Genomic DNA, 19,335 nt, shown 5'->3' with positions numbered 1-19,335 from the left:
AAGCTGCTCGATGGCGGCCGCAAGAAATGGGAGCTGGAGAAGCGCCCGGTCGCGACCAATCCCGTCCCGGTCAAGGCGTCCAGCTTCACCGTGGGCGAGCCCAACAAGGCGCTGCGCGCCCGGCTGACCGACGTCGTCGCGACCGTCGAGAAGAAGTCGGAGGCGCGCGTGCTCGACATCCGCTCGCCCGACGAATTCTCCGGCAAGATCATCGCGCCGGCCGGCTTCCAGGAGCTGGCGCTGCGTGCCGGCCATATCCCCGGCTCGGTCAATGTGCCGTGGGCGCGCGCGGTCAACCAGGCCGACGGCACGCTCAAGTCGCCGGAGGAGCTGAAGAAGCTCTATGCCGAGGCCGGGATCGACGGTTCCAAGCCGGTGATCACCTCCTGCCGCATCGGCGAGCGTTCGAGCCACACCTGGTTCATCCTCTCGCGCGTGCTCGGCTATCAGGCCGCCAATTATGACGGCTCGTGGACCGAATACGGCAATGTCGTCGGCCTGCCGATCAGCAATCCGGCCGGCACGGTTTGGGGCGGCAAGTAAGATCGGATGAGCATCTCCGACGATAGCGGCGCGCTGGATTATGAGCTGGCGCGCCGGCAGGCGGGGGCGGAGCCAATCAGGCTGCCGCCCTTGCGCTACATCGCGGCGGCTGTGGTCGCTACCGCGATCGCGGCCTCGATCTACCTCGTCGGGCGCCATGGCGACCCGGCACCGCAGCTCCAGCTCTCGCTGATCCTCGGCGCCGCCTTCGGCTTCGTGCTGCAGCGCGCGCGTTTCTGCTTCTTTTGCATCTGGAAGGACTGGCTCGACCGGCATGATCCGCGCGGGCTGCTTGGCATCCTCACCGCGCTGGCGGTCGGGCTCGCCGGCTACACGCTGATCTATGGAGCCTGGCTGCCCGATCCCACGGGCACGCGCCTGCCGCCGACCGCCCATATCGGCCCGGTCGGTCCGGCGCTGCTGCTGGCAGGGCTCGCCTTCGGCGCCGGCATAGCGATCTCCGGCTCCTGCATCAGCGCCCATCTCTACCGGCTGGGCGAGGGCTCGCCGACCTCGCCTTTTGCGCTGGCCGGCGCCGGCCTCGGCTTCGTCCTCGGCTTCCTGAGCTGGAACGAGCTCTATCTCCTGACGATCTCGGAGTCGCCGGTGCTGTGGCTGCCGCGCCAGCTCGGCTATGGCGGGGCGATGCTGGCCGGGCTCGCAGTGCTCGGCGCGGCGGCGTGGTGGCTGCTGCGGGCTGGCCAGTCGAGCGAGCAAGGCACTTCGGACCAGGCGCAGGCCGATCCCATCGCTGCGATCTTCCTGCGGCGCTGGCCGGCCTGGTTAGGGGGGCTGTTCGTCGGGCTGATCGGCGTTGCTGCTTATTTCCGCCTCTCGCCGCTTGGCGTCACCGCCGAGCTCGGCTCGCGCTCGCGCCAGCTTGCGACCCAGCTCGACTGGCTGCCGGGGCGCCTGGAGGGGCTCGACAGCTTCCGCGGCTGCGCCACCCTGGTTCGCGATGCGCTGCTGACGCCGAACGGGCTCTTCGTCGCCGGGCTGATCGCTGCTGCGTTTGCTGCGGCTCTGGCGGCGGGCGAGTTCAAGCCGAGGCGGCCGAGCGGCGGGCATATGCTGCGCGGGCTCATCGGCGGCGTGCTGCTCGGCTGGGGCACGGTGTTCGGGCTCGGCTGCACAGTCGGCACGCTGCTCTCTGGCATCTCGGCCGGGGCGGTCTCGGGCTGGGTCTTCGCTTTGGGGCTGATTGTTGGGACGACGGTGACGCTGAAGCTGGGGCGGCGGCTGCGCTTGCTGGATTGAGGCGGCGCGCCCATCCCGGCCTGCGCAACAAGGCGCAGACAAGGGCTTCGGCTGGGCTATAACGGGGCATCGGTTCGAGGATGTCCCATGTCGATTGCCGCCAAACTGCCCTCCATCCTGATCGCCAATCGCGGCGAGATCGCCTGCCGGGTGATCCGCACCGCCAAGCGGCTCGGCCTGCGCACCATCGCGGTTTATTCCGACGCCGATGCCGAGGCGCTGTTCGTCGAGATGGCCGACGAGGCCTATCGCATCGGCCCGGCGCCGGCGCGCGAGAGCTATCTCGATGCGCAGAAGATTCTCGCCGTGGCGAAGCAGGCCGGCGCGGCCTGCATCCATCCCGGCTATGGCTTCCTGTCCGAGAATGTCGAGTTCGCCGAGGCCTGCGCTGCGGCCGGCATCGTTTTCGTCGGCCCGCCGGCCTCCGCCATCAGCGCCATGGGCCTGAAGGATGCGGCCAAGGCGCTGGTCGAGAAGGCCAATGTCCCGGTGGTGCCGGGCTATCACGGCGCCGAGCAGGGCGTCGATTTCCTCGCCAAGGAGGCCGAGCGCATCGGCTATCCCGTGCTGATCAAGGCGGTCGCCGGTGGCGGCGGCAAGGGCATGAAGAAGGTCGACCGGCCGGAGGATTTCGCCGACGCGCTCGCCAGCGCCCAGCGCGAGGGCAAGAACGCCTTCGGCGATGCGCGCGTGCTGGTCGAGAAATACGTGCTCTCGCCGCGCCATGTCGAAATCCAGGTGTTCGGCGACAGCCATGGCAATGTCGTCCACCTCTATGAGCGCGACTGCTCGCTGCAGCGCCGCCACCAGAAGGTGATCGAGGAAGCCCCCGCGCCGGGCATGACGCCGGAGGTGCGCGCAGCCATGGGCAAGGCTGCGACGGAAGCCGCCAAGGCGGTCGGCTATGTCGGGGCCGGCACGGTCGAGTTCATCGCCGACGGGCGCGACGGCCTCAGGGCCGACCGCTTCTACTTCATGGAGATGAACACCCGTCTCCAGGTCGAGCATCCCGTCACCGAGGCGATCACCGGGCTCGACCTGGTCGAGCTCCAGCTCAAGGTCGCAGCCGGCGAGCCGCTCGGCTTCACCCAGGAGGATGTGCGGGCCGAGGGTCATGCCGTCGAGGCGCGGCTCTATGCCGAGGACCCGGAGAAGGGCTTCCTGCCCTCGACCGGCAAGCTCTGGGCGCTGCAATTCCCGCAGAGCGAGGACATCCGCATCGACACCGGCGTCGAGGCCGGCGATTCCGTGACGCCGTTCTACGACCCGATGATCGCCAAGGTGATCGCGCATGGCCGCACCCGCGATGAGGCGCTCGACCATCTCGCCTTCGCGCTCGGCGAGACCATTGTCGCCGGCCCGCGCACCAATCTCGCCTTCCTGAAGAAGCTGGCCGAGGCCGAGGGCTTCCGGAAGGGGCCGTTCGACACCGGCTTCATCGAGCGCAACATCACAGCGCTTGGCGCCGAGCCGCAGCCGCTCGACGCGGCAGCGGTTGCGGCGGCAGCCTTGCAGCTCGAAGAGGAGCGCCAGGTGGCGGCGCTCGACCTTGCCATTGAGCGCACCGGCGATGAAGCCAAGTCGCCCTGGCTCGATGCCGATGCCTTTTCGATCATGCCGCGTCCAGCGCTCGGCCTGCCGCTGCTGGTCGATGGCGAGCGGATCGAGGCGAAGATCGAGTGGAACGGCGACGATGCCCGCGTCTCGCTGCCGGGCCATCCGCTTGATGAAGGCGAGCATGAGGTGACGCTGGCCAGGGCCGAGGCCGGGACCTATCTCGCGCTGCATCGCGGCCGGCAGACCTCCGTGGCGCTGTTCGACCCGTTCAGTGTCGATCTCGACGCGGCGGCGGGGGCGGGCGGCGTCGTCAAGGCGCCGATGCACGGCAAGCTGATCGCGCTCTTCGTCAAGGCGGGCGAAGCGGTCGTGAAGGGCCAGCGGCTCGCCATCGTCGAAGCGATGAAGATGGAGCACGTGCTGACCGCCCCGCGCGACGGCACCGTCACCGAGCTCGGCGCGGAGCCGGGCGCGCAGGTGGCAGAGGGCGCGAAGGTGGTCGTGCTGGGGGAGTGAACCGGCTGCGGCGCTGGGCTGGGCCTCTTCTCTGGGAGGCTCAAGCCTTCGGGCTCGGTGCGAAGCGGTAGTGGATGATGTCCATGATTACCGCGTCCTCGCTCGTGCGGTTGCGATAGCCGTGCCGGCGGTCGGCGGGGAAGCGCAGCGATTGCCCTTGCCTGAGCGGCTGCCACTCGCCTTCGATCAGCAATTCGACCTCGCCGTGCAGCACGGTGACATGCTCGACGACGCCGGAGTCATGCGGCTCCGAGATGCTCTCGAAGCTGGGCGCGAAGGTGAGTTCGTAGAGCTCGAAGCCGAAGCGCGCCTCGTAGGGGAAGACGAGAGCCCGCTGCATGCCTTCCGGCGACGGGCGCACGCGTAAGTCCGCGGCGTCACGCAGAAGCAATACATCGCCGCTCTTGCCATCAGCCTCCAGCAGCGCGGTCATGGGAACCCCCAGGCCCGTGGCGATCTTCCAGAGGGTCGCGATCGTCGGCGCGGATTCCCCCCGCTCGATCTGGCCCAGCATGGCCTTGCTGACGCCGGTGCGTGCCGCTGTCTGATCGAGGCTCCAGCCACGCTCGCTCCGGATCGTCTTGAGCAGCTTCGGTGTCTCGACAGGGCTGACAGGCTTCATCCAAGACAAACTCCAATTTGTGCGTTAAAGCGCACATGCCGTTCCTACCATCCTGCCGAAGGCTTGTCCCATGCAGCCGAACACCAGGCTCGATCTCGACCGCATCCTGCAGGCGAGGGGCGAGATCTCGCCAGCGTTTCGTGACACGCCGCAGTTCCAGTCTCCCACACTCGGCGAGTTGCTCGGCTGTGAGCTGGTCATCAAGCTTGAGACCGCGAACCCGATCGGCTGCTTCAAGGGCCGTGGGACCGAGGTGGCGATGGCACGGCTTGCCAAGAGTTCCGACCCGAAGTCCGCGGTCTGCGCCAGCGCCGGCAATCTCGGGCAGGCGCTCGCCTATAGCGGCCGGGCGCGCGGGATCGACGTCAGCGTGATCGCGGGGAAGGGCGCCAATCCCGGCAAGATCGAGCGCATCCGCCGGCTGGGCGGGATCGTCGAGCTGGTCGAGGGCGATATCGAGACTGCCCGCGAACGGGCGCGGGAGATCGCGGCTGGTGGCGAGGCCTTCCTGATCGAAGACAGCGAGAACCTCGATACCTGCGAGGGCGCGGCGACGATCGGGCTCGAACTCGTCGAGGGGGCAGGGCGCATCGATACCGTACTGCTCGCGCTCGGCGGCGGCGCTTTGGCTACCGGCGTCGGCCATGTCTTCAAGGCGCTGTCGCCGGCGACGGAGATCGTCTGCGTCCAGCCCAAGGGCGCGCCGGCCCTGGCGCTGTCCTGGCGGGCCCGATCGGTTGTGACCACCGAAAGCACCAATACCATCGCCGACGGCGTCGCCGGGCGGTTCCCGATCCCGGAGGTGCTCGACGACCTGCTCGCCGTCGCCGACCATGTCCCTTTGGTAGAGGAAGCGAGCATCGTCGACGGCATGCGGCTGCTCTACCGGCATGCCGCGCTCGTCACCGAGCCGTCCGCCGCGCTCGGCCTCGCGGCGATGCTGGAAGACCCCGAGCGCTACCGCGGCAAGCGCGTGGCCACGGTGATCTGCGGGGCGAACGTCCTGCCGGACCGCTTCAGCGCCTGGATGCAGGACTAGGGTGCATCGAGCGCGGCGATCGCCCGCTCGGCTACGGCGAGATTGATCTCGGCGAGTGGATCGTCATCGCCGAGGAACCAGGCGGCCGAGAGCCCGCACCAGGCCAGGACCCATTTCAGCAGGCGCTCGCGTTCCAGCCCCGATTTCGCCAGCACGATCTCCAGTCGCCTCTCGAAACGGCCGGGCAGGATCGCGACCGGCGGCTCGGGATCAGCGAGATCGGGATCGCAGAACAGGATCGTGTATTCGAAGGCACGGTCGCCGATCACGCATTTCGGGTCGATGGCGAGCCAGCCCTTGGCCTCGAAATCGAGCACGTTGTCGTGGTGCAGGTCGGCGTGGAGCGGCACGATCTCGCGCTGTGCCGGCAGGAGTTCGTTGGCTGCCGCGGCCGAGCGCGCAAGGATGCCACCGTGCCTGGCTGCAGCCGGGAACAGGTCCTCGAACCAGGCTTCCAGCGGGATCAGGCCGGAGGGCGCCGGGCCGCGTGGCTTCTGCAGGGCGGCGATGGCGTCGCAGAGGATGACGGTCGCCTCGTCGTCGCCCGCCGCGCCGCTGCGGGCCATGGCCGCGAGCGAGCGCGTGCCGGTGGCGCGCTCGATCAGCATGGCACTGCCATCGTCATTTCGGTCGAGTAGGGCCACGGCACCGTCGCCGGCCCAGTAGTCGAGCGGCAGGTAGCCGAGCCGCTCGTGCTCGCCGCTCGGAAGCTTCAGCATTGCCGGCTTGCCGTGCTGCAGGACCGGCAGGAGATCGCTGCCGAGGGTCTTGATCGGCTCGCCAGCAGGTTCGAGATTCCAGCGGGTCAGCCAGGGCGAAAAGGCGTTGGTCGGCATCGTCGGTTGTCGTCAGTCTCGGTTGATGGGCGAAGCGATCCGGGAGGGTTCGCCCTGCCATCCCCGGGTGCGTCGTCGCTGAGGTGCCGTGCAATTACGTCGCGAGCAAGATCCTTGGGTTTAGAGACGGATTCACCGATCAGGTTGATTAACCCGATCAGATCCGGCTCTAGTCGGCGGCCCGGCCGCGGCCCATCAACGGGTATTGCTCGACCTCGTAGATCTGGCCGGAGACATGGCCACTCTCGTCCGACAGCCAGAAGGCGGTGTGGGCGGCGATCTCGGCCGGCTGCATGATCTGGCCGAAGGGGGCAAATTCGAGCGGCACCTCCTTCTCCCAGCCCGGCTTCTTCCCCTCGCGCTGCTGCGTTGCGTCCTCGTTGGCGGTGAAGGTCCAGCCGACATTGAGCTGGTTGACCCGGATATGCTCGCGCCCGAGCGTGTTGGCGAGATTGCGCGTCATCGTCATCAGCGCGCCCTTCGACATCGAATACACTGTGAGGTTGGAGTTGCCGCACCAGGCGTTGATCGAGCCGACGGTGAGGATCGCGCCGCCGGATTTCTGCAGGCGGAAGGCCCGGATCGCGGCCTCGGCGCAGAGCAGCGGCGCGCGGGTGTTGATCGCGAACATATGGTCGAAGAAGGCGCCGGTGGTTTCGCCGAGCACGCCGCGCGGATAGATGCCGGCATTGTTGACGAGCCCGTCGATGCGGCCGAAGGCTTTTCGCGTCGCATCGACCAGCGCCTGGGCCGTCGCCGGCTCGGCGAGATCGCCGATCGCGCCCGAGGTTGCGGGGCCGAGCTTGCGGCAGGCGGTGTCGACCTCGTTCTGCTCGCGGCCATGGACCAGCACCTTGGCCCCCTCGGCGATCAGGCGCTCGGCCATGGCGTAGCCGATGCCGGTCGAGGATCCGGTGACGAGAATGGCCTTGCCTTGCAGTCCGCGCATGTCGTGTCTCCGTTCGGGTCGGTGGCCTTAGTAACCCGCGGAGACGGCGCCGTCATGGCCGCGCCCTTGCGGGGCACCCCGGCGCGGCGCGGTTGTGGAGAAAGGCCGTGGGCTCTGGCGAGGCGGGCCGGCGAGGATTAGGTTGCCCGCCATGCCGCTCCATATCCTCAAGCTCTGCGTCGGCGCCGAATCGATCAGCGATCTCGAAGAGTGGATCGCCGAGCGGCAGGCGCAGCGCCGCGCCCGCGGCGAGCCGGCGGAGCAATTGCACACCACCCGTATGGTGCCGAAGCGGATCGAAGAGATCGTCAACGGCGGCTCGCTCTACTGGGTGATCAAGGGGCAGGTCTCGGCGCGCCAGCGCCTGATCGCCATCCGCCCCTTCACCGATGGCGAGGGTATCGGCCGCTGCCATCTGGTGATGGAGCCGGTGGTGGTGCCGGTCGAGCCGCGTCCGTTCCGGCCGTTCCAGGGCTGGCGCTATCTGCAGGACAAGGATGCGCCGCGCGATATCGACGGCCGCAGTGGCGATCTCGGCGTCATGCCGGAGCAGATGCGGCGCGAGCTGGCGGAGCTGGGGCTGCTGTAAGCCTGCGTCTGCATACGGCTACCTGCTTTCCGCTTGGACCGCCGCGAGCACTCGCTGCAGATCGGTGATCTGCTCTCGAGTCAGCGCCCGCTTCGGCAGGATCTGGTAGCTGTAGTCCGAGATGAAGAACAGGAAGTGGTGTCGGTCCTCGCGGATCTTCATGTAGTCGCGCCACGGAATGTGGTTGCGCGCGCCGGGCTGCTCGGCCTCGTAGGCTTCCTCGTCCCAGCTGGCCGAAACGGGTTTGCGGACCAGCTTGTCCTGCTTGAACCGCCGGCGGATGATCAGCGGGCTGACGGCGAGCGGGATGCCAAGGCCGAAGACGAGGATGGTCGCGACGATGATGAGCGCGAACGGCAGGAGGTTGCCGCGCAATTCCGGCCAGGGCATCCCTGCGGCGGAGAAAAAGCCGATGAAGGCCGCTATCGCGATGAACCAGAGCATTGCTAGGCGGATGATGGCCGGCTTCTCACGGATTCCGAAGGCGTGCAGGCGAACCGCGCGACGGAGATCGAGTTCGTCGAGCGTGAAGGTGGTCGTGCGATTCATCGCCTCTTCCGATCAGCCTGCGCCTCACACCCCGATATTGTCGATCAGCCGCGTCCCGCCGATCCGCGCTGCGATCAGCAGGCGGATCGGGCCGTCGGCGCGCGAGGTCACCGGTGCCAGCGTGTCGGCATGGCGGGCTTCGAGATAGTCGAGCTCGAAGCCTGAGGTGATGATCTCGGTCTGGGCGTCGGCGACGGCCTGGAACAGCGGATCGTCGTTGCGGATGCGGGCGGCGAGGGCCTGCATCACCTTGTGCAGCGTCGGAGCCAGCGCGCGCTCATCGGCCGAGAGGTAGCGGTTGCGCGAGGACATCGCGAGACCGTCGGCCTCGCGGAAGGTCGCCAGCGGCACGATCTTGATGCCGAGGTCGAGGTCGCGCGCCATGCGCGTCACCACCTTGAGCTGCTGGTAGTCCTTCTCGCCGAAGACGGCGAAATCCGCCTGCGACTGCGTGAACAGCTTGCAGCAAACCGTTGCGACGCCTTCGAAATGCGTCGGGCGGAAGCGATCCTCCAGGCCGACGGCGGCCGGGCCGAGCAGCAACACGCGGCTGGCGAAGCCCGGCGGGTACATCTCCTCGACCGCGGGGAAGTAGATCGCGTCGGCATCGACCGCTTCCAACTGGGCGCGGTCGCTGTCGAAGGTGCGCGGGTATTTCTTGAAGTCCTCATGCGGTGCGAACTGCGTCGGGTTGACGAAGATCGAGACGATGACGCGGCGGGCATGCTTCTGCGCCTCGGTGACGAGCGCGATATGGCCCTCGTGCAGCGCGCCCATGGTCGGCACCAGCGCGACCTTCTCGCCGGCGGCATGCCAGGACGCGACGGCCTCGCGCATCGCCTTGACCGTCTCGAAAACCGCAACCTGCGACATAGCGCTTCTCCCTGAGGCTGCTGGACGGGTAGCAAATGCCGGCGGCGCGGCCAATATCTTCGGGATGAGCGAATCCCGGCGGGTGGCATGACGCGCGAAAACGGCAAGGCGGTAGGCAAGGCGGGCGAGACACGCCCGGCCGAGAATGCTGCGCGCTCGAAACCAGGCGAGATCGACCGTTTCGTCGCTGCGGCGAAGCAGCTCGCGCCGCTCGCGACCGGGCAGGCCGGACGGCTGGTCTTCGCGCTCGACGCGACGATGAGCCGGCAGCCGAGCTGGGATCTCGCCTGCTCGCTGCAGGGCCAGATGTTCGAGGTCGCGGCCAGGACCGGCGGGCTCGCGGTCCAGCTCGTCTATTTCCGCGGCTTCGACGAATGCCGCGCCTCGGGCTGGCTCGGCGAGCCGCAGCGCCTGACCGGGCTGATGAACAGGATCGACTGCCGCGGCGGGCAGACGCAGATCGGCCGCGTGCTCAAGCATATCCGCGATGAGGAGCGGCAGGTGCCGATCCGTGCCTTCGTCTATGTCGGCGATGCGATGGAGGAGGGCATCGACCACCTCTGCGCGCTCGCCGGCGAGCTCGGCCTGCGCGGCATCAAGGGCTTCGTCTTTCAGGAGGGGTCGGATCCGGATGCCACGGCCGCCTTCGCCGAGATCGCGCGCCTGACCGGCGGGGCGCATGCCCGCTTCGATGTCAATGCACCGAATTCTCTGCTCGACCTTCTCCGCGGTGCGGCGGCTTATGCCAGCGGCGGACGCGAGGCGTTGCTGAAGCTCGCCGGCCAGAACGCGGCGGCACAGAGGCTGCTGACGGCAATGGAGGGCCGTAAATCGTGACGCTGCTCTATGGCATCGCCACGCTGATCCTGCTCTGGTGGCTGGTGAAGCTCTTCGCCGGCGCCGATCCTAAGAAGCTGGTCAGGCTCGGCAAGATCGTCGGCGGCGTCGCCTCGCTCGGCGTCGCGGCGCTGCTGATGCTGCGCGGCCGGCCCGATATGGCGATCTTCCTCGGCGGGCTCGGCGCCTGGCTGCTCGGCTGGAGCGCCTATGGTCCGGGCGGCCTCAGGATGCCGGAATGGGCGCGGGACTGGGGCGGCACCGGCTCGGCCGGGCGTTCCAAGGTCGCCTCGGCTTTGCTCGAGATGGAGCTCGACCATGACAGCGGCGGCATCAAGGGCAAGGTTGTCTCAGGCAGCTTCGCCGGGCGCGATCTCGACGATCTCAAGCCCGCCGAACTCAGCGCGCTGCTGCGCGAATGCCTCGCTGGCGACCCCGATGGGGCACGCCTGCTAGAGGCATATCTCGACCGCCGGGCGCCCGGATGGCGTGAAGACGCTGATCGTCACCGCGACGCGGGGCAGCGCGGCCCGGCGCGCTCGGGCGCGATGACGGACGAGGAGGCCTACGAGATCCTGGGGCTTCAGCCGGGGGCGGGCCAGGAGGCGATCCGCGAGGCCCATCGGGGCCTGATGAAGCGCATCCATCCGGATGCCGGCGGCACCAGCGGGCTTGCCGCTCGCGTCAACCAGGCCAAGGATACCTTGCTGAAAAAGCATGGCTGATCTCCTTTCCCGATCACTCAGCTGCGGGTGGCGAAGCAGGCGAAGCCGCCGCGCTTGAGCTGGGCGCAGGCCTTTTCGGCGTCCTTCGACTCCTCGAAGCCGGCGAAGCGGGCGCGGAACAGGGTGGCGCCACCCTTCTCGACCTTCTCGGTGAAGCCGGAGGCGTCGGCGAGCGAGCCGGAAGCCTTGGCGCGGGCCCGGGCCAGAATGTCCTTGGCCTTGGCCTCGTCGTCGGTGGCGCCGAGCTGGATCACCCATTTCGAGGCGATCGCGGTCTTCTCGGCCGGCTTGGCCTCGGGGGCCTTGGCTTCAGGCGCCTTGGCAACCTGAGCCACCTTGACCGGCAGCGGCGCCGGCTCGGGCAGGCGGGCCTCGAGCTTCTTCGGCATGGGCTGGGCCTCGTCCTTCACCGCCGGCTCGGCCAGCTTGGCGATCGAGGAGGTGACGTCGACATTCGCCGGCGGACGCAGGACCTTGCCCTCGGCTGCCGGAGCGCCGATCGACCAGCGCATCGCCGACGGCGTCGTCGTCGCGGCGACCGGGCGCATGTTGGAGAGGGCGAGCGCCTGGGCGCTGCCGCTCAGCGCGCGCGGCGGCGGCATCTGCGCGGTCGTCGTCGTCGCGGCATAGGCGCGGGCGGCGGCCGGAACGTCGGGCTCGGCGCGCGGACGCGGCACCGGGATCGGCGCAGGAGCCGGGGCCGGTTCAGGCGCCTGGGCGACCACGGCCGGGCGAGCCGGCGGCTCGGGAACAGGGGCGGGAGCGGGCGCGCGGTAGCGCTCCTGCTGCGGCTCGGAGGCCTCGGCGATCATCGGCGCGCTACGGCCGCCGGTGCTGGCGCGGGGCAGGCTGGCGAGGACGAGATCGGACATGATCTTGTCGCGCGAGGCGCCGGAGCGGCCGCCGAGCACGATCGAGACGATCTGGCGGCCTTCCGACCTGGCGGAGGTCATCAGGTTGAAGCCGGATGCGCGGGTGTAGCCGGTCTTGATGCCGTCGACGCCTTCGATGCGGCCGAGCAGGCGGTTATGCCCGCGGATGGTGCGCGAGCCGTACTGGAAGGAGCGCATCTGGAAGAGCGGGAAATAGCGCGGGAAACGCTCCTGGATCGCCCGCGCCAGGATGGTCAGGTCGCGCGCCGTGGTGATGTTCGGCGGCGAGTTCGGCAGGCCGTGCGGGTTGTAGAAGCGGGTCGAGTCCATGCCGAGCGCGCGCGCCTTGCGCGTCATCTGCTCGGCGAAGGCCTCTTCCGAACCCGCAATGGCTTCGGCGACCACGACCGAGGAATCGTTGGCCGAGAGCGTGATCATGCTCTTGATCACGTCCTCGACCTCGATGGTCGAACCGGCGCGCAGGCCGAGCTTGGTCGGCGGCTGCGAGGCAGCGTAGGACGAGACCTTGAGCTCGGAATTCATGTTGAAGCGGCCGCGCTCCATCTGCTCGAAGAGCATGTAGAGCGTCATCACCTTGGTGAGTGAGGCCGGGATGCGCGGCGCATCCTCGTTGACGGCGTGCAGGGTGCGGCCGGTCTTGGCGTCGACGACCATCGCCGCATAGGGCGGGGCATAGCCGCCCGAGACATGGCGCCGCTTCTTGCGCGCCGCTTCCGCGGGGGACACCGTCGCGGCCAGCACGACGGCAACAGCACTCACCACCCCGACGACTGCGAGCCAGCGCCCGCGTCGGGACCCAACGCAACCAGAAGCCATGCAACTCGCCTCAAACTAACCACCGTCCGTCGCAGGCTTTGCAGCGTGGCGCGAAGGACACAGACGAGGAGGTTAGGCGGATGCGGTTACGGAGCGGTTAAGCGCCTAAAAACTTACTCAAAGCCGTCAGGTTGCAAACCGTTGTCGGTACACGCCGGGGTGCCCTGCGTTTGGTGCATTGCAATGTGATGTTGACTTTTATGTTGCGGTGCACAATATGAGGAAGCGCCCCGGTGATGGACCTCTTCATCTGACCTTGGGGGCACAGAACCCGGGCCATTCCGGCTCGTCAGCAGAGGCGGCGCCTGCGAGCGTCGGAGGAACCATGATCCAGCAGTTCGAGACCATCCAGAAGGCTTCCAAAGAGAACGTCGACGCCGCCCTGAAGGCTTTCGGCGCCACCTCGAAGGGCGTGCAGGCTCTCGCCGTCGAGACCACCGACTACGCCAAGAAGTCGTTCGAGGCCGGCACGGCCGCGATCGAGAAGCTTGCCGGCGTCAAGACGCTCGACAAGGCGATCGAGATCCAGTCGGACTACGTCAAGACCGCTTTCGAGGGCTATGTCGCCCAGGTCACCAAGATCGGCGAGCTCTATGCCGCGATCGCCAAGGACGCCTACAAGCCGTTCGAAGGCATCGTCGCCAAGGCCGTCCCGACCCCGGCCAAGTGATTTTGGCGCGGCCGGCTTCGCCCTGCCGCAGCTGATCACCTGAGAATTTCAAGAAGCCCGGCCTCGGCCGGGCTTCTTTTCGTTTGGGCTTCGGCTGTCCGTGTCCGTCTGCGCGGCAATGCTCTGGCAACCGGCGGGCGATGTCTTCCGGCCATCGCATTCCGCCTGATGGCGGCGAGGTGAGCCAGGAGCCGCAATGAGCAGTTCGACGATTGCCGTGGACGCAGCGACCGCCATCGAGGCGCCGCCGGCCAGCGAATTTCGCGAGCCGCCACGAGAGGCCTGGTACTGCGTCAGGAGCGCCGGCGGCCTGGCGACGGGCGCGATGGCGAGCGTGACCGTCCTCGGCGAGCAGGTCGTCATCGGCCGCACGAAGCTTGGCGAGCTCTTCGCCCTGCGCGACCGCTGCCCGCATCGCGGCGCACCGCTGTCGCAGGGCCAGTTCGATGGTGTCGCGATCACCTGTCCCTTTCATGGCTGGCGATTCGGAGCCGATGGCCGTTGCCGGGCGATGCCGACGCTGGTCGATGGCGACGTCACCGATCCCGGTCAGGTCAAGGTCGGCGACTTCCCGATCCGCGAGAGCGACGGCATCATCTGGCTCTATCTGGGCGCGCGATCGGAGCTTGCGCCGCCTGTGCCTGCGCTGGCGCTTACAGGCAGGACGCGCTGCCGGGTCGCCGTCTCGGTCCTGGTCGAGGCCTCCTACGATCTCAGCGTACTCAGCCTGATCGATCCCGGTCATGTCGGCTATGTCCATAATTCCTGGTGGTGGCGGCCGACCGCGACGGCGCAGGAGAAGATCAAGGATTTCGAGCCGCTGCCCTTCGGTTTCCGGATGAAGGCGCACAAGGCTGCGGCAAACTCGCGCGGCTACCGGCTGCTCGGGCGACCACAGACCGAGGTCGACTTCCTGCTGCCGGGCCAGCGCATCGAGCGAATCCGCATGGGCGAGCACTCGATCGTCAACGCGACCTTCGCCACGCCGATCGATGCGCGCCGGACGCTTCTCACCAATGTGCTGCTGTCGGATCTGCCGCAGCTGATGCCGCTTTCGCCGCTGATCAGAGTGGCGGCGCGAGCCTTCCTGCGCCAGGACCAGCGCATCCTCGAACTCGCGCAGCAGGGGCTCGAGCGCAAACCGACCATGCTGCTGCTGGGGCAGGCCGACCGGCTGGCGCAATGGTATTTCCGCCTGAAGCGCGACTATGCCACGGCGCGGCGCGAGGGAGCCGCTTTCACCAATGTGCTTACCCCCGAACGGCTGCATTGGCGGACCTGAGGCCAACTGCAACTCGGCAAAGCTCTGGGAAGCCCGGCTATTCGGCCGGGCTTTTGCTTTGTCTGCTTCAAAAAGGGCTCTTCGCTGTGGCCTGCTGCCGGAACGGGCTGGCGAAGCTGGGGAGACGCCTGTAAATTCGAGAGCGAAGCACTATCTTGATGTCAGCCTTCGGGACGGACACCTTGAGCCAAGCAACCACGACGCCGATCGATCAGGACCTGCCAGCCGGCAATGCGCCGAGCGGGAACGCGTCCCGTTTTGCACCGCGTCTGGCGTCGAAGCCGCGGGCGCCGTCCGGCCCGACCGACAGCGATCGATCCGGTACCGGGACTGCCGTCCTGACCCGGACCCGGACGCGCAAGCCCAATCTCTATCGCGTGCTGATCCTCAACGACGATTACACGCCGATGGAGTTCGTGGTGCACGTGCTGGAACGGTTCTTCAACAAGGACCGGGCCGAGGCGACGCGCATCATGATGCATGTCCACCAGAACGGCGTCGGCGAATGCGGCGTCTTCACCTACGAGGTCGCGGAGACCAAGGTCACCCTGGTGATGGACCTCGCCCGCAAGCACATGCATCCGCTGCAATGCGTGATGGAGAAAAAGTAGCTTTGATCATCATCCTCTCGAAACTGGATTGGGAGCGCTGACCTTGCCGAGCTTCTCGCGCAGCCTCGAACAGGCGCTTCACCGGGCCCTCGCGCTCGCCAATGAACGCCACCATGAATATGCGACGCTTGAGCACTTGCTGCTGGCGCTGGTCGACGACCAGGACGCTGCCGCGGTGATGCGCGCCTGCAGCGTCGATCTCGACACGCTGCGTCGCAACCTCGTCGACTATATCGATGCGGAACTGACCAACCTCGTCACCGACGGACGCGACGATTCCAAGCCGACCGCCGGCTTCCAGCGCGTGATCCAGCGCGCGGTGATCCATGTCCAGTCGTCCGGCCGTGAGGAGGTGACCGGGGCGAACGTGCTCGTGGCGATGTTCGCCGAGCGCGAGAGCCACGCCGCCTACTTCCTGCAGGAGCAGGACATGACCCGCTACGACGCGGTCAACTACATCAGCCACGGCATCGCCAAGCGCCCCGGTGCGAGCGAGAGCCGGCCGGTGCGCGGCGCCGAGGAGGAGCCGGAGCAGCGTGAACAGCGCAGCGAGCAGGCCCAGGACGGCGAAAAGGACAAGAAGAAAAAGGAAAGTGCGCTCGACGCTTACTGCGTCAACCTCAACCGCAAGGCGAGGGACGGGCGCATCGATCCGCTGATCGGCCGCGAGGCGGAGGTGCAGCGCACCATCCAGATCCTCTGCCGCCGGCAGAAGAACAATCCGCTGCTGGTCGGCGACCCCGGCGTCGGCAAGACCGCGATCGCCGAGGGCCTGGCGCTCAAGATCGTGCGCGGCGAGGTGCCGGAGGTGCTGGAGGACGCGACCGTCTTCTCGCTCGACATGGGCACGCTGCTCGCCGGCACGCGCTATCGCGGCGATTTCGAGGAACGCCTCAAGCAGGTGATGAAGGAGATCGAGCAGCACCCGAAGGCGATCATGTTCATCGACGAGATCCACACGGTGATCGGCGCCGGTGCGACTTCGGGCGGCGCGATGGACGCCTCCAACCTGCTGAAGCCGGCGCTGGCCTCGGGCACGCTGCGCTGCATCGGCTCGACGACCTACAAGGAATACCGCCAGTATTTCGAGAAGGACCGGGCGCTGGTGCGCCGGTTCCAGAAGATCGACGTCAACGAGCCGTCGGTGCCGGATACGATCGAGATCCTGCGGGGGCTGAAGCCCTATTTCGAGGAGTTCCACAAGCTGCGCTACACCAACGACGCCATCAAGGCGGCGGTGGAATTGTCGGCGCGCTACATCCACGACCGCAAGCTGCCGGACAAGGCGATCGACGTGATCGACGAGACCGGCGCCTCGCAGATGCTGGTCACCGAGGCCAAGCGCAAGAAGACGATCGGCGTCAAGGAGATCGAGGCGGCGGTCGCGACGATGGCGCGCATCCCGGCCAAGACCGTCTCCAAGGACGATGCCGAGGTGCTGCGCAATCTCGAGACCACGCTGAAGCGCACCGTCTACGGTCAGGAGAAGGCGATCGAGGCGCTGTCTTCCTCGATCAAGCTCGCCCGTGCCGGTCTGCGCGATGGCGAGAAGCCGATCGGCTGCTATCTCTTCGCCGGCCCGACCGGCGTCGGCAAGACCGAGGTCGCGCGCCAGCTCGCGTCCTCGCTCGGCGTCGAGCTCGTGCGTTTCGACATGTCGGAATACATGGAGCGCCACACCGTCTCGCGGCTGATCGGTGCGCCTCCCGGCTATGTCGGCTTCGACCAGGGCGGCCTCCTGACCGACCAGATCGACCAGCATCCGCATTGCGTGCTGCTGCTCGACGAGATCGAGAAGGCCCATCCCGACCTGTTCAACATCCTCCTGCAGGTGATGGACCACGGCAAGCTGACCGACAATAACGGCAAGCAAGTCGATTTCAGGAACGTCATCCTGATCATGACCACCAATGCCGGCGCGGCCGACATGGCCAGGAACGCCTATGGCTTCACCCGCCAGAAGCGCGAGGGCGACGACACCGAGGCGATCAACAAGCTGTTCGCGCCGGAGTTCCGCAACCGGCTCGACGCGACGATCTCGTTCGGCCACCTGCCGAAGACGGTCGTGGCCCGCGTCGTCGACAAGTTCGTGCTGCAGCTCGAGGCGCAGCTCGCCGACCGCAACGTCACCATCGAGCTCTCGGACGAGGCGCGCGAATGGCTGGTCGACAACGGCTATGACGAGGCGATGGGCGCTCGCCCGATGGCCCGCCTGATCCAGCAGACGATCAAGACGCCGCTCGCCGACGAGGTGCTGTTCGGCCGGCTGAAGAATGGCGGTGCGGTCAAGGTCGTGGTGATCCAGTCCGAGACCGGCATCAAGGTGCTCGGCCTCGAATTCCCCGACGGGCCGGTCAAGCCGAAGCCGGAGAAGGACGTCGCCGCTGCTGCGGAGAAGCGCAAGCGCAAGCCGCGTGCGAAGACGCCGGGCAAGGCCAAGGCAGCCACGTCCGGCAGCTCCAAGCGCGGCCCGAAGCCGGATGCCCCGGTCGAGCCGGCCAAGGCGCGCAGCGTGCGCACCGTGCCGAAAGTTCCGCTGACCAAGGCCTGACCCGGTGTTCTTCAAACGCAAGTCAGACAGCGTCTGGGCGCAAGAGGGAGAGGTCGCCGCGCAGGCGGCCGCTCCGGCGCCGAAGGAAAAGCTCGGCTGGTTCGAGAAGCGGGCGCGCCGGCGGCGTCGGCGCATCGTCTTCGAGGAAGTGCTGGGCTGGATCCTCGTCCCGGCTTTCCTCTATCTCCTGTATCTCGGCTACCGCGCCGTCGGCGGCGTGCCGAAGGAAGCGATCGATTTCTTCCAGGAGCTGATCGGGCTCGCGATGAAGAGCCTCTGATCCGGCTTGCGCCGAACGCAGGGCGGGCGCGCAGCCTGATGGCTGTCATGCGGCGACCGTAATGCGCTTAAACGAAAAGGCCCGCAGCCGCTGCGGGCCTTTTTTCGTATCGCTCGGTCAGATGGTTCGATCTTCAAGCCACCCGCACGACAGCCGCGGCAGAGCTTTCCCGCCAGGGATTGCGCTGGCAGCCACCGGATGTCGCAGGGCGATGGCGCCGTGACCGAAACAGCGCGCAATCAATGGCTGCGGCCATGGGCCCGCGGCTTTCGCGACGCCGTGATGCTGCCGGCCTGGGTGGTCGGATTGTCGCTGATGGGGGTCGGCACGCTGGCACGCGATGTCGGCTATCCGGTCGAGGTCGCGGTCCTCTCGACGATCCTGGTCTGGGCCGGTCCCTCGCAGGTGCTGTTCTTCGCCTCGATCGCCGCCGGCTCCGCCTGGAGCGCGATCGCGCTCGCCATTGGCTTCGCCTCGCTGCGGTTCCTGCCGATGACGGTGGCGCTGCTGCCGCTGCTGCGCCGGCCGGGGCAAAGCGTAGCGCAGCAGATTCTGATCGCCCATTTCGTCGCCGTCACGGCCTGGGTCGAGGCGCTCCGGCGGTTGCCGCATATCCCGCCCGAGCAGCGGGTCGGCTATTTCTTCGGCTTCGCCAACGCGCTGATCGTCGTCAGCTCGTTCACCACCTTCGTCGGCTTCCAGCTCGCCGGCGTGGTGCCGGCGCCGGTCGCGGCAGGGCTGCTTTGCCTGACGCCGATCTTCTTCCTGTCCTCGATGGTCGCCGGCATGCGCGGGCTCGGCGACATGGTCGCGATCGGGCTCGGTCTTGCCCTTGCACCGGTGGCCGGCTGGGCTGTCGGCGGCGGCTTCGATCTGATCGCGAGCGGCGTCGTCGGCGGCAGCGTCGCCTTCCTGGTCCAGCGCCGGCGCAAGGCGCGGAAGGCGGGCGAATGACCCAGCCGATCGCCTTCCTGGACGGGCCATGGTGGCCCTATCTCGCACTTCTGCTGTTTGCGGTGCTGCCGACCGAGATCTGGCGCTGGCTCGCGGTCGCCTTCGCGCGGCGGCTCGACGAGGCGTCGCCCTGGCTCGAATGGGTCCGGCTCGTCGCGACCTCGCTGCTTGCGGGGGTCGTGGCCAAGCTGGTGCTGGCGGCGCCGGGCGCGCTCGCTGCGGTGCCGCTCTATGTGCGTCTGGCCGCGCTCGCCGTCGCCGTCGCGATCGTGCTGGTCGGCCGGCGCAAGGTGATGCTGGCGGTCGTCCTGGGCGAGGTGGTGCTGATCGGCGGTGCCTGGTGGCTGGTCTGACAACCTGGACGCGAAAGCTGCTCTGACTGCAAC

General features: G+C 67.7%; 20 protein-coding genes. 14 read left to right on the top strand and 6 right to left on the bottom strand.

Features of this window, described 5'->3' with window-relative positions; translation table 11 throughout:
• Positions 1 to 90: 90 nt before the first annotated feature.
• From ACWIGM_RS21500 to ACWIGM_RS21490, 3 genes are all read left to right on the top strand, one after another.
• A complete protein-coding gene (locus ACWIGM_RS21500; RefSeq protein WP_454028038.1) occupies positions 91 to 543 on the top strand; it encodes a sulfurtransferase in 453 nt (150 codons plus the stop codon).
• A 6-nt stretch (positions 544 to 549) separates the two neighbouring features.
• A complete protein-coding gene (locus ACWIGM_RS21495; RefSeq protein ID WP_454027978.1) occupies positions 550 to 1,800 on the top strand; it encodes a YeeE/YedE family protein in 1,251 nt (416 codons plus the stop codon).
• 87 nt (positions 1,801 to 1,887) lie between these two features.
• Positions 1,888 to 3,873, top strand: a complete 1,986-nt coding sequence (locus ACWIGM_RS21490; RefSeq protein ID WP_454027977.1) for an acetyl/propionyl/methylcrotonyl-CoA carboxylase subunit alpha — start codon at positions 1,888 to 1,890, stop codon at positions 3,871 to 3,873.
• Positions 3,874 to 3,913: 40 nt separating this feature from the next.
• On the opposite strand, the gene ACWIGM_RS21485 is transcribed toward ACWIGM_RS21490, so the two are convergent.
• On the bottom strand, positions 3,914 to 4,495 hold the full coding sequence (locus ACWIGM_RS21485) for a helix-turn-helix domain-containing protein (protein ID WP_454027976.1): 582 nt from the start codon (positions 4,493 to 4,495) through the stop codon (positions 3,914 to 3,916).
• 70 nt (positions 4,496 to 4,565) lie between these two features.
• Between ACWIGM_RS21485 and ACWIGM_RS21480 the strand changes: the two genes are divergently transcribed.
• Positions 4,566 to 5,534: a threonine ammonia-lyase gene (locus ACWIGM_RS21480; RefSeq protein WP_454027975.1), complete on the top strand. Its 969-nt coding sequence runs from the start codon at positions 4,566 to 4,568 to the stop codon at positions 5,532 to 5,534.
• Here the strand turns inward: ACWIGM_RS21480 and ACWIGM_RS21475 are convergent.
• On the bottom strand, positions 5,531 to 6,370 hold the full coding sequence (locus ACWIGM_RS21475) for an aminoglycoside phosphotransferase family protein (RefSeq protein WP_454027974.1): 840 nt from the start codon (positions 6,368 to 6,370) through the stop codon (positions 5,531 to 5,533). The genes ACWIGM_RS21480 and ACWIGM_RS21475 overlap by 4 nt on opposite strands.
• 169 nt (positions 6,371 to 6,539) lie before the next feature.
• Entirely contained in the window at positions 6,540 to 7,319 is a 780-nt protein-coding gene (locus ACWIGM_RS21470; protein WP_454027973.1) for an SDR family NAD(P)-dependent oxidoreductase, read from the bottom strand.
• Positions 7,320 to 7,470: 151 nt separating this feature from the next.
• On the opposite strand from ACWIGM_RS21470, the gene ACWIGM_RS21465 reads away from it, so the two are divergent.
• A complete protein-coding gene (locus ACWIGM_RS21465; protein WP_454027972.1) occupies positions 7,471 to 7,908 on the top strand; it encodes a DUF1489 family protein in 438 nt (145 codons plus the stop codon).
• An 18-nt stretch (positions 7,909 to 7,926) separates the two neighbouring features.
• On the opposite strand, the gene ACWIGM_RS21460 is transcribed toward ACWIGM_RS21465, so the two are convergent.
• Positions 7,927 to 8,457, bottom strand: a complete 531-nt coding sequence (locus ACWIGM_RS21460; RefSeq protein ID WP_454027971.1) for a YcxB family protein — start codon at positions 8,455 to 8,457, stop codon at positions 7,927 to 7,929.
• Positions 8,458 to 8,481: 24 nt separating this feature from the next.
• Positions 8,482 to 9,330 carry a pantoate--beta-alanine ligase gene (gene panC / locus ACWIGM_RS21455; protein WP_454027970.1) on the bottom strand — a complete coding sequence of 283 codons (849 nt, stop codon included), beginning with the start codon at positions 9,328 to 9,330 and terminating at the stop codon, positions 8,482 to 8,484.
• An 87-nt stretch (positions 9,331 to 9,417) separates the two neighbouring features.
• Here panC and ACWIGM_RS21450 point away from each other — a divergent pair, with 87 nt between their 5' ends.
• Together ACWIGM_RS21450 and ACWIGM_RS21445 are read left to right on the top strand one after the other, a co-directional pair.
• Positions 9,418 to 10,167 (top strand): VWA domain-containing protein, encoded by a 750-nt coding sequence (locus tag ACWIGM_RS21450; RefSeq protein WP_454027969.1) that lies wholly within the window; start codon positions 9,418 to 9,420, stop codon positions 10,165 to 10,167.
• Positions 10,164 to 10,892, top strand: coding sequence for a DnaJ domain-containing protein (locus tag ACWIGM_RS21445; protein ID WP_454027968.1), 729 nt, complete (start codon positions 10,164 to 10,166; stop codon positions 10,890 to 10,892). Before ACWIGM_RS21450 ends, ACWIGM_RS21445 begins: the two co-directional genes overlap by 4 nt.
• 17 nt (positions 10,893 to 10,909) lie before the next feature.
• On the opposite strand, the gene ACWIGM_RS21440 is transcribed toward ACWIGM_RS21445, so the two are convergent.
• Complete coding sequence (locus ACWIGM_RS21440) at positions 10,910 to 12,544, bottom strand: serine hydrolase (protein WP_454027967.1); 1,635 nt, start codon at positions 12,542 to 12,544, stop codon at positions 10,910 to 10,912.
• A 382-nt stretch (positions 12,545 to 12,926) separates the two neighbouring features.
• On the opposite strand from ACWIGM_RS21440, the gene ACWIGM_RS21435 reads away from it, so the two are divergent.
• The 7 genes from ACWIGM_RS21435 to ACWIGM_RS21405 all read left to right on the top strand — a co-directional run bounded on the left by ACWIGM_RS21435 (position 12,927) and on the right by ACWIGM_RS21405 (position 19,302).
• Positions 12,927 to 13,271 carry a phasin family protein gene (locus ACWIGM_RS21435; RefSeq protein WP_038118787.1) on the top strand — a complete coding sequence of 115 codons (345 nt, stop codon included), beginning with the start codon at positions 12,927 to 12,929 and terminating at the stop codon, positions 13,269 to 13,271.
• 196 nt (positions 13,272 to 13,467) lie between these two features.
• A complete protein-coding gene (locus tag ACWIGM_RS21430) occupies positions 13,468 to 14,553 on the top strand; it encodes a Rieske 2Fe-2S domain-containing protein (RefSeq protein WP_454027966.1) in 1,086 nt (361 codons plus the stop codon).
• Between the two features lie 269 nt (positions 14,554 to 14,822).
• Positions 14,823 to 15,164, top strand: coding sequence for an ATP-dependent Clp protease adapter ClpS (gene clpS / locus ACWIGM_RS21425; protein WP_454028037.1), 342 nt, complete (start codon positions 14,823 to 14,825; stop codon positions 15,162 to 15,164).
• Between the two features lie 43 nt (positions 15,165 to 15,207).
• Entirely contained in the window at positions 15,208 to 17,715 is a 2,508-nt protein-coding gene (gene clpA / locus ACWIGM_RS21420) for an ATP-dependent Clp protease ATP-binding subunit ClpA (protein ID WP_454027965.1), read from the top strand.
• A gap of 4 nt (positions 17,716 to 17,719) precedes the next feature.
• Positions 17,720 to 17,995 carry a hypothetical protein gene (locus ACWIGM_RS21415; RefSeq protein ID WP_454027964.1) on the top strand — a complete coding sequence of 92 codons (276 nt, stop codon included), beginning with the start codon at positions 17,720 to 17,722 and terminating at the stop codon, positions 17,993 to 17,995.
• Between the two features lie 219 nt (positions 17,996 to 18,214).
• Positions 18,215 to 18,949, top strand: coding sequence for an AzlC family ABC transporter permease (locus ACWIGM_RS21410; protein ID WP_454027963.1), 735 nt, complete (start codon positions 18,215 to 18,217; stop codon positions 18,947 to 18,949).
• Positions 18,946 to 19,302 carry an AzlD domain-containing protein gene (locus ACWIGM_RS21405; RefSeq protein ID WP_454027962.1) on the top strand — a complete coding sequence of 119 codons (357 nt, stop codon included), beginning with the start codon at positions 18,946 to 18,948 and terminating at the stop codon, positions 19,300 to 19,302. Before ACWIGM_RS21410 ends, ACWIGM_RS21405 begins: the two co-directional genes overlap by 4 nt.
• Positions 19,303 to 19,335: the final 33 nt, after the last annotated feature.

Source organism: Allobosea sp. NPDC055332 (assembly GCF_053645455.1).
Note: the sequence above shows the minus strand (reverse complement) of the source record. Positions and strands in the feature narration are given on the sequence as shown.

Coding starts and splice junctions, on each gene's coding strand:
- ACWIGM_RS21495 (WP_454027978.1), top strand. CDS start 550: ATGAGCATCTCCGACGATAGCGGCGCGCTGGATTATGAGCTGGCGCGC.
- ACWIGM_RS21490 (WP_454027977.1), top strand. CDS start 1,888: ATGTCGATTGCCGCCAAACTGCCCTCCATCCTGATCGCCAATCGCGGC.
- ACWIGM_RS21485 (WP_454027976.1), bottom strand. CDS start 4,495: ATGAAGCCTGTCAGCCCTGTCGAGACACCGAAGCTGCTCAAGACGATC.
- ACWIGM_RS21480 (WP_454027975.1), top strand. CDS start 4,566: ATGCAGCCGAACACCAGGCTCGATCTCGACCGCATCCTGCAGGCGAGG.
- ACWIGM_RS21475 (WP_454027974.1), bottom strand. CDS start 6,370: ATGCCGACCAACGCCTTTTCGCCCTGGCTGACCCGCTGGAATCTCGAA.
- ACWIGM_RS21470 (WP_454027973.1), bottom strand. CDS start 7,319: ATGCGCGGACTGCAAGGCAAGGCCATTCTCGTCACCGGATCCTCGACC.
- ACWIGM_RS21465 (WP_454027972.1), top strand. CDS start 7,471: ATGCCGCTCCATATCCTCAAGCTCTGCGTCGGCGCCGAATCGATCAGC.
- ACWIGM_RS21460 (WP_454027971.1), bottom strand. CDS start 8,457: ATGAATCGCACGACCACCTTCACGCTCGACGAACTCGATCTCCGTCGC.
- panC (WP_454027970.1), bottom strand. CDS start 9,330: ATGTCGCAGGTTGCGGTTTTCGAGACGGTCAAGGCGATGCGCGAGGCC.
- ACWIGM_RS21450 (WP_454027969.1), top strand. CDS start 9,418: ATGACGCGCGAAAACGGCAAGGCGGTAGGCAAGGCGGGCGAGACACGC.
- ACWIGM_RS21435 (WP_038118787.1), top strand. CDS start 12,927: ATGATCCAGCAGTTCGAGACCATCCAGAAGGCTTCCAAAGAGAACGTC.
- ACWIGM_RS21430 (WP_454027966.1), top strand. CDS start 13,468: ATGAGCAGTTCGACGATTGCCGTGGACGCAGCGACCGCCATCGAGGCG.
- ACWIGM_RS21405 (WP_454027962.1), top strand. CDS start 18,946: ATGACCCAGCCGATCGCCTTCCTGGACGGGCCATGGTGGCCCTATCTC.